Annotated in this window: 7 protein-coding genes; 5 read left to right on the top strand and 2 right to left on the bottom strand. The window is 69.6% G+C overall.

The features are described from left to right. The first annotated feature begins 38 nt into the window (after positions 1 to 38). From ACSNOK_RS00725 to ACSNOK_RS00740, 4 genes are read left to right on the top strand one after another with little or no spacing between them, the layout of a single operon-like run. The gene (locus ACSNOK_RS00725) at positions 39 to 1676 is read left to right on the top strand and encodes a PD-(D/E)XK nuclease family protein (RefSeq protein ID WP_436778548.1); all 1638 of its coding nucleotides are present in this window, start codon (positions 39 to 41) and stop codon (positions 1674 to 1676) included. Beyond that, the gene (locus ACSNOK_RS00730) at positions 1673 to 2896 is read left to right on the top strand and encodes a hypothetical protein (RefSeq protein ID WP_436778549.1); all 1224 of its coding nucleotides are present in this window, start codon (positions 1673 to 1675) and stop codon (positions 2894 to 2896) included. The genes ACSNOK_RS00725 and ACSNOK_RS00730 overlap by 4 nt, the downstream gene beginning before the upstream one ends. Further along, the gene (locus ACSNOK_RS00735; RefSeq protein WP_436778550.1) at positions 2889 to 6578 is read left to right on the top strand and encodes a hypothetical protein; all 3690 of its coding nucleotides are present in this window, start codon (positions 2889 to 2891) and stop codon (positions 6576 to 6578) included. Before ACSNOK_RS00730 ends, ACSNOK_RS00735 begins: the two co-directional genes overlap by 8 nt. 44 nt (positions 6579 to 6622) lie before the next feature. Then, positions 6623 to 9637 carry a pPIWI_RE module domain-containing protein gene (locus tag ACSNOK_RS00740; RefSeq protein WP_436778551.1) on the top strand — a complete coding sequence of 1005 codons (3015 nt, stop codon included), beginning with the start codon at positions 6623 to 6625 and terminating at the stop codon, positions 9635 to 9637. Positions 9638 to 9826: 189 nt separating this feature from the next. Here ACSNOK_RS00740 and ACSNOK_RS00745 read toward each other — a convergent pair whose 3' ends face one another. After that, a complete protein-coding gene (locus tag ACSNOK_RS00745; protein ID WP_436778552.1) occupies positions 9827 to 10045 on the bottom strand; it encodes a hypothetical protein in 219 nt (72 codons plus the stop codon). Between the two features lie 177 nt (positions 10046 to 10222). Next, complete coding sequence (exaC, locus tag ACSNOK_RS00750) at positions 10223 to 11746, bottom strand: acetaldehyde dehydrogenase ExaC (protein ID WP_436778553.1); 1524 nt, start codon at positions 11744 to 11746, stop codon at positions 10223 to 10225. Between the two features lie 199 nt (positions 11747 to 11945). Here exaC and ACSNOK_RS00755 point away from each other — a divergent pair, with 199 nt between their 5' ends. Then, on the top strand, positions 11946 to 12272 hold the full coding sequence (locus tag ACSNOK_RS00755; RefSeq protein WP_436778554.1) for a holin: 327 nt from the start codon (positions 11946 to 11948) through the stop codon (positions 12270 to 12272). Positions 12273 to 12651: the final 379 nt, after the last annotated feature.

A 12651-nucleotide genomic window follows, 5' to 3' on the forward strand; every position in this document is an offset into this window, starting at 1 on the left:
GTCGCCCGGCGGGCCGTGCGGCGGGAAGGAGTCATGCCGTGTTCCCCAAGCCACCCGGCACCACCGGAGACGGCCGCGTCCTTCGCGTCGGTCCCGCACTGCTGCGCCCGGAACCGGATGCTTGTCCCTTGGGGCGTGCCCTGCGTGCCCGGCCCTTGATCAAGGCCGCCGGACGGCTCCCTGCCAAGCCCGTCGAAGACTTCTCATTCAACCCGCTCTTCGCCTTGCTGGACGCCGTTGAGTGCGAGGGGAGGAGCCTTGAGGAGGCCGCTGCGGATTCGGCGAACTTCCGCAAGTGCACCCCCGTCCACATCGCTTGGGCCCGCGAGGCCGCCGCAATCTACTTGGCCGCGCGCACGGCGGTGGAGGCTCGGCGGAGCGCCGAGGGCGCGCCGCTCCGGCGCGTCATCCCCGCCTGGGTGGTCGTGGACGCGTTGAAGCAGCCCGACGCACGCGGTGCGACGCAGTACGAGCAGACCGTGTGGGGGCGACAATACGCTTCGGAGGACGGGGCTGTACGCGAGATCTGGATTCCGTCCCTGGGAACGGTCAAAAGCGATCGACCCGACGTGGAGATCGCGGCGGTCGCCGATGTTCTGCTCAACGGCGTCCCTTCCCGTACCCCCTTCGACGCGCCGGCCATTCCGCTTCCTTGGCCACGGACCAGGCCACAGCGCGTGCGTATCGTCGGCGTCGGGTTGCTCGACGGCACGACCGAAGTCGTCGACTGGACGGCGGAAGAGGCCGAACGGCGCGTCCAAGAGGCCGGGGTGGAGACGGCCTTGGTGGCGGTGGTCGAGGGGAGGGATGCCCGCCCGGGCCGGGATTGCGTGCGCTGCGCGGCTCTGCCCGTCTGCCGGGCGGTCCCTCAAGTGCCCGGGCTGCTCGGCGTGGACGCGGTACCCCGTAAACGGCGCGGTCTCTCCGTCACCGATCTGCGTGTGTACGGGGACTGCCCCGAGCGCTACCACACCACCAGAGTCCTCAAGCTCCGCGACGGCCGGGCCGAGAACACCGCCATCCGACGTGGACGTGCGGTGGACGCTTGGCTGAACGCCCGGCACGCCGATCCTGCCCACACCCCCTGCCGTGTCGTGCCGCTCCCCGACGGGCTGCCCGAACTCGAGGACGCGGAGCAGCCCGAGGCTCTGGCCATGATTCGCCGGCACCGCGCCCACTGTCCGTTCGACGGCATGCCGGACCGCGAGGCCGTCCAGCCGCAACGCCGCCTGGTCGCTTACGATTCCCGGGCCGACGTGCTGGTGGTCGCGGACTGTGACCTGGTCTACTCCGACCGGGGAGGCATGGTGGTCCGAGAGACGAAGACGACCACTGGCTCCTACATTCCGCCTGACGGGCTGATGAGTCGATATCCGCAGCTCGCACTCGCCGTCCTCTTGGTCCGACAAGGCATTCTCGGTGGAGACGAACGTCGCTCCCGAGTCGAGCTGGAGATCCTGCGCCCCGACGGCAGCCGCCTCGAAGAGCTCGATCCCCACGACCCGCGCACCGTGGCGAGGGCTCGTGCGGAGTTGCAGACATCGATCGCCGGCTGGGCGGCCGACCGCTCGTACCTGGCGCAACCGCGGCCCGAGACCGGCTGCGCTTCCTGCGAGGTGCACCGGTGGTGCGCCACGGGCCGCTTGAACGGCGTTCACCGCGGTGATGCGGAGTGACGGCTTTCGGTTCCACCGAAGCGGACGACAGCCTGCCGTTGCCGACGGAACAGTGGGCCGCGCACGAGGGGGTGCTGCTGCTGAGGACTCTCGCACAGGGACTGCTTCTCCTGCAGGACGCCACCGACCTGGAGGCGTTCACCCTGCCGTACCCGGTCGAAGCTCAACGAGCACTGGACCGTACCGTGCTTGCCTGCCTCGTACGCGGCGAAGACCCACCCGCATCCCTCGCCGAGTTGATCGAGCGCTGCCGCACGGTGCCCCTCGTCCAATGGCCGATCGATCTGCCGCCCGACGCCGCTGGTCCGCACGACCTTCTCCTCGACCCCGCATCCGGCCGGCCCGGGGACCTCTGTCATGAATGGGCCGAGCGCTGCCCGGACAATGCCGCCCGGTTCCGCGACCGTGTGGTCGTCGACACCGCTCTCAAGCTGTGCCGCGAGTATGGAGAGGAGGAGGCGTACACAGAGTTCCGGAGGCTTCTCGTGAGGCGTCCGGTACTCACCGCCGCCGAACTGTCCGCTCTCGGCGGGGACCTGATTCTGGAGCCCGTCTACGAGCTCGTCCTCCGTATTTACCAGGAAGTGCCGGACAGCTATCTCCGCAACGGCCGTTACGCCGTATGCAAGCGGTGCCTCACCCTGCTCGCGCCCGTCCGGGACGGCTCGTGGTGGTGCGAGCGGGATCGGTGCCGCCGGCTCGGGCCGGCCCCGGTAGGCCGTCGGCCGGAAAAAGCGGCCACCGGGCGGCTGTATCAGCTCGAACGACCCCTTCGGCAGTTCGTCACCGGACCGGGACGAGCCGAGGCCGACCTTGAGCGGGATCTCCTCGCGCTCGGCCTCGATGTACGCATGTGGCCGGGATACGACGCCTACGATTTGCTCGTCACTTTCCCCGATGGGCATCGATGGGCCGTTGACGTCAAGGATTGGGCGCACCCCGTCTTCCTGGGCCGGTCGGCCCGACCGGTGCCTTCCGATCCGCCACACGACGCTTCGTTCTGGGTGGTGCCCCAACATCGGGTCGCCGCCCGGCCCGGCTACTTGGCCGCTTTCGGTCGCTCCCGGCCCGCCCGTGCGGCTGCGCTGCCCCTCCTCACCGACCGGGCCTTGGTCTCTCGCGCTCAGGCTCGACTGCGTGCCCTGGGCGCGCACCGTGCGTGTGGCCGTGCCGACACCGCCGGGCACCGAACCTTCCAAGACGGAGCCCCGCATGCGTGAACGTCAGAAATGGCACAAGGAGATCGTCCGCGACTTGAAGAAGAGATGGGAGGAGGCGCCCGGTCTGGACGGCTTCCAGCCCGCTCACCTCTGTCAGGTCGAACTGGCCCTGCGTCTCCTCGAAAGGATTGCCCCGGACGAGCCCGCCGAGAGCGCCTACGTACTCCTGGGCGGCTACCCTTACGCCCAAGTCGCAGGGCTCGTCAACGGTGAGAGCGACAGAACGGCCCTCCTTGCCGGCCGACATCTGCTCTGGCCTCTGCGGCGAAGTCACGCCTGGCGTCAGGCACTGGCCCGGTATCGACGCGTACCGGACCGCCTGCGTGCCTACCGGCTGCCCGAACCGGGGATGCGAACCTCGCCCCGTCGGATCGACCCGATGGTGGCCGCCGACCGGATCGCGTGCTACGACGACGCCCTCGCTCGAATCCCCGGATTCGTCAGCCGCTCCCTGCCTCGTGCGCCTGCCGGCCGCAGTGCATTCCAGGAACGCAAGCGCATGACTTCCGTCCGTTTCCCGGCGGAGCTACTGCGGGATGTGCCGGAGGCCGAGGGACATGACCTCGCCGCCGGTCCGCCCTTCCCGCCGGGGCCGGTCGAGTTTCATCTGGACCGACTGCTGGCCACGGCGCGCTGGATGGACGAGGTGGAGCGTGACGAGGGTGTCGAGCGGCCGGGGGGCTGGGAAGAGCGGCTCTCCGAGGTACGCTTCGCCACCCGGAACCCGGATGGGCGCGGTTTCACCGAAAGCAGGTCGATCGTCCTCAACGGGACCCTGCACCTGGCCGGCATGGTCGGTGCGGGAAAAAGCACCTTCATGGTGTTGGCCGCCGTCACCGCGGCCCGACGCGGTATGCGCAGCACACTCGTCGTCGGCGACGCAGCCGAACAACTCCGCTTGTGCGAAATGTTCGACGCACTAGGAATCCCGGCCGCTCCGGTGCTCGGCGTCAGCACCCGAGAGGCCCATGTGCAACGGCTGCATCGGCGACTTGCCTCACGAGGACAGACCAACCTCCTGGACCATCAGGCCCCCGCTTTCGACAATCTGAGCACCGTCTGCGTCGCCGACGCCCTGCGAGGCACCGAGTCGGCCGAACCCCTCGCCTACTCCGACGCGCCCTGCACCCGCCTGCACCCCGAGAAACCGGGGCCGGAGGTCGAGTCTGGAGGCGAAGGCGGTACCAGCACCCTGCCGGAGGTCTGGCGCCCCCCGAGCATGAGGGCGACCCAGCCCCGGCGAGCGATCGAACATGAGTGGAGCGACGATGTCACTGCCACGCCACACGGCTGCCCGCTGTGGACACTCTGCCCGCGCCATCGCGCGGCCCGCCACCAGGTCGACGCGCTGATCTGGGTGGCCAACCCGTCCAGTCTGGTACAGAGCCCGGTCCCCTCGCACCTCAACGACGAACGGCTCCGCCAGTTGGAACTCGCGTGCCACCGCAGCAACCTGGTATTCGTCGACGAGGCCGATGCTGTGCAGATGCGCTTCGACGAACTTTTCGCGCCTTCCGCCACCCTGGTGAGACCGGGGACCGAGTCATGGCTCGACCAGGTCCACACCCACAAGATCGAGGAACTGAGCCGACGCGGCAGGCTCCTCCTGACGGATCGGGACGTGGAGCAGTGGAACGCGGCGCTCTCGGTGGTCGTCATCGCCGCCGACCGGATCTTCAGGCGGCTTATCGCCGACAGCGACCTGTGCGACTGGGTGGATCGCGAGTATTTCAGCCCCTGGGCCCTCCAGGAGAAACTGATCACGGAATGGTTCGAACCACCGTGTGACTCGGCCGATCCCGACCCGGCGGAACCTTCGGCAGAGGACGAGCGACACCTCTACGAAGGTTACGAGGACGACCCCGAAGACGAGTCGGGCAGCCGGGCGGACGGGACCGTCAGCGTGCGTCCCATGGATCCCCGACGCGCCGAGATCACCGCCGTCCTGGACGACTTCCGGGACGACCCCTTGGGCGACGGAGAGTTCGAAGATCCTCGTACGAGAGCTCTGTCCGACGCGGCGGAGGCCCTATTGCACACCCTGGCCCCCGCGGACGTCCGTCGTCGGATCGGCGGTTTGTTGGACGCCCTCGTGGACGGGGCGCCGGTCGTCGACGCACTATCGCCGGGCCTGCGCGAAGCATGGCGGCAGACCACCTGTGACCGGTTGGAGTTCGTCCTACTCCTCTCCGTGCTCCATCAGCGCCTGGATCGACTCATCCACCTGTGGCCCTCGGTGGAGGCGGCCCTCCGACTGGACCGGCAGGGCAAGGAACTCGCTCGCCGGGCCCCTCTCGACTACGCCCCCGTCATCCCCGAGGCGCCCATGGGGAACGTCCTCGGCTACCAGTACCAGCCACACGAGGACACCCGCGACGACATCGGCCGCACCACTGGCACCCTGCGCTTCTTCCGCTGCGCGGGGGTCGGCCGTGAACTCCTGCTCTCCCTGACGGCCATCGGTGAAGATCGCGAGCGGGGACGTCCCGGCCCCAACGTCGTCCTGATGTCGGGAACCAGCTGGGCGGGCGAGTCGACCCGAGCACATGTCCTGACCCCCGTCGGCGCCGTACTCATGCCGTCGAAAACATCCCTCGACGGCGTCACACGTACAAGGTTCGCCACGCACTTCCTCTACGACCGTGCCGGGGAGCCCATGCGGCTCTCGGGCACGCGGCTCGATGCGCGCATTCCCCAGGCCCGGGCCATGGCCGAGCGGTTGGCCCAGCCCGGTGCGGGCGGAGCGGGAAGTGTCCTGGACCAAGAGCTCGCCCGCATTGCCGAAGACGACCGACGACGCCTCCTGATCCTGGTGGGCAGCTACTCCGAGGCCTACGCCGTCGCCGAAACGATCGACGGGCAGCGGTCCGAACGATGGAGGGGGCGCGTCCGTGTACTCGTCCCGGACGATGCCGACCGGGGGCATCTGCCCGGCGTCGACGGGCCGGCTCTGCTGACCACCGTCCGCCGCGGCGACCTCGCCGCTTTCGCCCACGATCCGGAGGCCGAGATCCTCGTTGCTCCGCTGATGGCCGTGGAGCGCGGTCACAACATCCTCAACTCGGCCGGGAAGGCGGCTTTCGGCACCGCGGTCTTCCTGGCACGTCCACACCCGCGCCCGGACGACATCTCGCTGTCGGTCTACGCCCTCAACGACTGGATCACCCGCTTTGTCCGTGACCAGCCACGTGACGATGACCTCGGAGGGCCCTCCACCTTCACCGACCTCGTGCTCAAGGCCGAGAGCTTGGACCAGGCGGGTCACGCCCTGCGTCACGCGGCTCGCCGGGAATGGCGGCGTCTGCTCTCCCGACGCTACGCCTACTCCGCACTGCGCCCTTTCGAACAACGGGCCTTCGCCTGGGACCAACTGGTCACCATGTGGCAGGTCATCGGGCGTCTGGTACGTGGCGGAGTGCCGGCCAGGGTGCTGTTCATCGATGCGGCGTTCGCCCCGGCAGTGGCCTGGGCAGCGGCTCCGGCGGGTCACTCGACCGGTGGACGACGGCACAACGCGGGTCTTCTTCACGACCTGAGGACCGTACTCGCCCCGTACTTCGGCGAGCAGCTTGCCGATGGACGGCCCGAGTCGGCCATTGCCACGGACGCGGCCGTGGCCCGGTTCCTGTACCAGCCGTTCTATGAGGCGCTCGGCCGGATCGATCATCTCAACCGCGCCTGACTCCAAGCCGATACCGCCAACCGAAACCACAGGAAGGATCCGACATGCCAGTGAACTACCGACACATCGGTACCGCGTGCTGGCTCCCCGAGCACCGAGGCGTCTCCACCATCGGCCGGTACCGAGCCCTCCCCTTCCCCGAACAGTGGCGCGACAGCGTGCTGACGCTCTGCAACGCCGGCCTCGACCAGGATGCCGAACCCTGGCGAACCGCGCCCACCCGGTCCCTGGAACAGGTCATCCAGGCGTACGCTCCCGACGTTCTGGTCATGCCACGCCCCTTCCGTACGCGCGCGGAGGGCGATCCAGCCCTCTGGCTGTACGCCGATGCGGACATCCCTGACCCGCTGCCGCCCGAAGTCCTCAACACCTTGATCTCCCACTGGCTGCGGGACATCCGACCCGAACCCGAGTACCGGGGGTTGTTGCGGCAGGTACGGGCGGAACTCCTCGCCCATCCTCCACGATGGGAGGCGGTCGAGAGGGAACTCGTGTCCTGCGACCGGTCCGAGGGAGGAACGGCCGCTCCAGCCGACCACCAGTTCGCCCTCGCCCCGGATTGGCTGGCCCGCTGCATCCTCGACCTCGGCCCCTACCCCTACGAAGGGGGCTCGCTCCACTTCCGCGCCATGTCCCGGGGACCACGTGACCGAGGGGCCGAACTGGTCTCGCAGCCGCTGCCTTACGCGCCGGAGCGGGCCAAGGGCACCTGGTGGTTTTCCATCGTTCTCAACATCACCTTGCACACCGTTCCCTTCGACCCGCTCCCCCGGTTCCATCTCCACTGGAGCGTCCGCCGATGGGTGACACGGGTCAGTCGCACCAGTGGCCGTGTCCATCTGCCCTACGGGGCCCGAACCTCCGTCCTGCTCCGGCCCCGCATCCCCGTGCTCCCCGGCGTTCCGCTCAGCGACCGGTTCGCGGTCGCCCGATTGGAGCGGTACCGCGACCGTGACACCGGTGCGTTCGGCGACCGCTGGGCGTACGGTGGACCGGCCAGGATGCTTGGCGGCGTCGCCCTCGGCGACCAACTTCCCGGCGTCGACGACTTGCTGACCGACCCCGAGAAGTGGCTCACCGACGGCGCCCGGGCCGGCATCGTCTTCCGTACGGCCATGGGACGTCACGAGGTCGCCGCCGGGCTGATGACGGATCAGGTGTCTCGGCTCAGCGAGTGGGCCGAGCAGGCTCTGCCCGACGGACTTCGACGGATGCCACCACACGACAGAGTGCCTTTGGCCGCTGCCCGCCCCCTCAACGCTCCTTCCCGAAGCTTGAAGAAGGACGAGGTGGCGGCGGAGGAAGTTCGGAGGACGAGCGAGCGTCGCCGGGCCGCCGCTCTCGCGGTCGCCTCCTACGGCGGTCCGCGAGCGGACGGCCGGCCGGTGCTCGAGGTGCACTTGGTGTGGCAGACCGCCTCCATGAGAGAAACCGCGATCACCGCGCTGGTGGACCTGCTCGGCCTGCCCGATACCACCGGTCGTCCCGACGAGGGTGCCTATGAATTCACCGATGCCGGTCACCCCGTCGGCTTGACATGGACGACCGACGAACTCGTCGTCCGCCTGTCCTGCTTCCGTCCGGTTCATCAGCGTGCCGACGGCAGCGTGACCGCCCTCACCGACGGCCTGAAGTTTCCTGAAGACGTCCGTCGTACGGCCACGGTCGTGGCGGCAGCCGTTCACGCCCGTAGGAAGGAGACGGCCGGTTGGCTTCGGGGCATCGACGGCCGGGGGGAGCCGGGGGACACCGTGCCGGCTCTCGCGTTGGTGGAGATCGACCGGCCCGTCGATTTCGCGAGCACCGACCACGATCCCAAGTTCGCTTTGCGCCTGGGATTCGCCGATGCGGGATTCGTCACCCAGTTCCTTGCCGTGCCCAAGAAGGTCAAGGGTTACAACTCCATCGGCAACCAGCAGCACCGTGCCCGGATGGCGTGGGATGACGGATTGCGTCAGCTCGGTGCGCGACTGTATCCCGAACACGGGATTGACAGGGGAGTCCCGGAAGGACTACGCCATGCCGCTGTCTGGATGGTGCGCAAGAATCGCACCAGCCGGAGCCGGTGGGCTACTGACGTCCCGGTCGCTGTCATGGTCACCCCCGAGGGCGGCGGCCTGTCCAGGATCCAGGGGTGGGATCCGGATGCCGATGACGGCGCCGGAGCCTGGGTCCCATACCCGACCATGCTGATCCGGCTCACCAAGCTCGCCGAAGTACGGCCTCCGGTACCCGCGCCGCGCGACGAGGCGCCGGCACGGAAGCGCCGCAGCTGGCGTGCCGACCGCGCGGAGCAGCGACGCCGTGCCGAGGAATGGCTGCAGAGGATCCGTGCCTCCCTCCGGTGCGAGCCCACGCTTCTCCTGGTCAACGCGGAAAACGCCCGCTCCCACTGGACCTGGCTCCAGGACGGCTGCGCGGAGGTCGATCGCATTCGCGATGGTGAGGCGGACGCGCGCCGCCTGCACCCTGACCTGAGGCTGGTGCGTGTCCGTACCGGGCGAGGCCGAGAGACCCCTCAGTGGTGGGGCGTCCACCCGGGCGCTGGGCCGAACGGCATCGCGGCGGGGCTGTGGTGCCCGGCGGGCCGCCCGGACGACGGGAGGGTCTTCTACTCGGCCCAGCCCAAGCCCGTCCAGTTCGGTTCTTCCGCCGTCGAGGCCGACAAGCTGGCGCCGCGGCCGCTCCGCCAAGGGAAACGGAAGGGTGAACTCGTCATCGATACCGGAACACCCGGATGGGTTCCGGACCTTCTGGAGATCGCTGTTCTCGGTTGTCATCAGGAGGCAGGTGACGACCCGCAGGCCATCGCCTCCGTCGTCCACCTGCTGCGCCTGCCTCCGGATTACCCGGCCGCGCTGTCCATGCCGCTCCCACTCCACTTGGCCGGCCTGGGGCAGGACTACGTGCTGCCGCACCGGGCACCTGTCGAGGACGCGTCCGGTGATCTCGCCGCAGACGCCGATCCCGGTCAAGGACCGGCGCCCGGTTTGGAGGAGGAGCCCGACACGACCGAAGTCGATGACGTCGAAGCCGCCACGGTACAAACGCCCAGTTGAAGCGGCCCGCTTCGATACCACGAGAGCGCAGCAGGACGTCGTCCTCCGCCGGCTTTCACGCTGGGCTTGCTGCCGCCCTGGCCGCGGGTCCCGTGGCTGATTCGGGCCTTGGTCTGTCGGCGGGCGTCGAGGGGGAGATCGTTCGGCGGGAAGGCGGCATGGTGATGCGCTGAGGCCGGATGCCCGCGCCTAACCGGGCTTTGCGCCGGGCCAGGCGATGTCGGACCTCTTGCCGGCGTCTCCGACGACACCTCCGGTCCCGGCGACACCCTCCCAGGTCAAGCGCATCTCGCTGTCGATGACGAGTGGTTTGTCGTCGGGCATCATTATCCCGGCGATCTCTTCCCGGGACGGCATGCGCAGGCCTGGCGGAAGGAAGTCGTCGACCTCCGCGGCTGGAGCGGCCATCGTTACCGGCGACCTCGGAGAAGGGTGACTGAGGGTGCGCCTGGAGCCACGGCGCCCTCTCCTGCCGGATTTTGCCCAGGAGGGCGGTGGGGTCATGGCCGGCGGCTTCGCGGGGTGTGGCTCCGAGGAAGGCGCCTGACGGGTGGCGGTCCAGGTCAGGCGCCTTCTTCGGGGTCCCTAGAAGAAGCCGAGCTTCTTCGGGGAGTACGAGACGAGCAAGTTCTTGGTCTGCTGGTAGTGGTCCAGCATCATTCGGTGGCCCTCGCGGCCGATGCCCGACTGTTTGTAGCCGCCGAAAGCGGCGTGGGCCGGGTACTGGTGGTAGCAGTTGGTCCAGACGCGGCCGGCCTGGAGGGTGCGGCCGGCGCGGTAGGCGGTGGTGCCGTCGCGGGTCCAGACGCCGGCGCCGAGGCCGTAGAGGGTGTCGTTGGCGAGGGCCATGGCGTCGTCGAAGTCGGTGAACGAGGTGACGGCGACGACGGGGCCGAAGATCTCCTCCTGGAAGACGCGCATGCTGTTGGTGCCTTCGAGGATCGTGGGCTGCACGTAGTAGCCGCCCTTCAACTCGCCGCCCGGCTCGGCGCGGTGGCCACCCGTGAGGACGCGGGCGCCCTCCTGTCTGCCGATGTCGAAGTAGGAGAGGATCTTCTCCAGTTGGTCGTTCGACGCCTGAGCGCCGATCATGGTGGCGGTGTCCAGCGGGTGGCCCGGGACGATCGCCTCGGTGCGGGCGATGCCGGCGGCGAGGAAGTCCGCGTAGTGGCCGCGCTGGATCAGGGCGCGGGACGGGCAGGTGCAGACCTCGCCCTGGTTGAGGGCGAACATGGTGAAGCCTTCGAGGGCCTTGTCGCGGAAGTCGTCGTCGGCGGCGGAGACGTCGTCGAAGAAGATGTTGGGGCTCTTGCCGCCCAGTTCGAGGGTGACCGGGCGGAGGTTCTCCGAGGCGTACTGCATGATCAGGCGGCCGGTCGTGGTCTCGCCGGTGAACGCGATCTTGGCCACGCGGGGGCTCGACGCCAGAGGCTTGCCGGCTTCCACCCCGAAGCCGTTCACGACGTTCACCACGCCCGGCGGGAGGAGGTCGGCCACCAGGTCCAGCCAGACGTGGATCGACGCCGGTGTCTGCTCGGCCGGTTTGAGGACGACCGCGTTGCCCGCGGCCAGGGCCGGGGCCAGTTTCCAGGCCGCCATCAGGAGGGGGAAGTTCCAGGGGATGATCTGCGCGACGACGCCGAGGGGCTCGTGGAAGTGGTACGCGACGGTGTCCTCGTCCAGCTCCGACAGGCTGCCCTCCTGGGCGCGCAACGCGCCCGCGAAGTAGCGGAAGTGGTCGACGGCCAGCGGTATGTCGGCGGCCAGCGTCTCGCGGACGGGTTTGCCGTTCTCCCAGGACTCGGCGACGGCCAGCGCCTCCAGGTGCTCCTCCATGCGGTCGGCGATCCGCAGCAGCACCGCCGCGCGTTCGGCCGGGGCGGTGCGGCCCCAGGCGGGGGCCGCCGCGTGGGCGGCGTCCAGGGCACGTTCGACGTCCTCGGCGGTGCCCCGCGCGACCTCGGTGAACGGCTCGCCGTTCACCGGCGTCGGGTTCTCGAAGTAGCCGCCCCGGGCGGGCGGACGGTACTCGCCGCCGATCCAGTGGTCGTAGCGCGGACGGTACGAGACGACGGCGTCGGGTGAGCCGGGGGACGCGTAACGGGCCATGCGGCCAACCTCCTTGGGCACGGGCCGCCCATGCCGTCACGGGCGGCGTCGCCGGATCGCTACCCACGCGCCGCTTGCGGTAGGCCCCACTTGTGTGGTGTACACATCATCAGAGCGGTCGTCGGAGCGCTACTCCGGCTCCGCTCCCTCCTCCTCCCCCCCACGCCCGCGCGCGGACCCGAACGGAACGGACGGACCCATGAACAAGAAGGTGCTCGCCGACATAGCCGAGCGCACCATCGCCGCCTACCTGACCACCTTCCTCGGCCTGCTCATCGCCGACGGGTTCGACCTGACCGACGTCTCCGCGCTCAAGGCCGCCGCCATCGCGGCCCTGCCCGCCGCCCTTTCGGTGATCAAGGGAGCGCTCGGGCGGTACGTCGGTGACGACGACAGCGTCGCGTGGCTGCCGAGCCGGCGCCGCCGCAGGCGGTCCGCCGCCGGGAGCGGCAAGGCGGGCCGCCCGGGAGCGGAGGCGAAGGGCGGCAAGGCGACGGAGGCCGGCGGCGCGGGACACGGGGGCTGACGCGGGGACGGACGCGGGGACGGACGCGCGGACGGATGCGGGGACGCGCCGGCCCGCCCAGCCGTGACCGGGTGGCGGCGGGCGAGGTCGGACCGGCGCCCATGGAGTCTCCGGCCCTGCGCCCTCATCCCCTCACCCCATCAACCGGAATTCTCCCTTCCACACGGGGTGTGTCCCGCGCACCCGAAACCGGCCCCCGCACACGTTCCGAGCGGTCCGCCCGCCGTACGACACTGAGCCTGCGAGTCCCACTAGGCGCGACGGGACAGGACTGCCGGTCTTCCCCCCGAGCCGGCGGCCCGCCGCCCCGTACCGCCGGGCGGACGGTACGGGGCGGAGCCGCGCCCTCCGCGGGGACCCCGGGCGGGGACAGGGGGAC

Source organism: Streptomyces sp. URMC 126 (assembly GCF_051386555.1).
GTDB lineage: Bacteria > Actinomycetota > Actinomycetes > Streptomycetales > Streptomycetaceae > Streptomyces.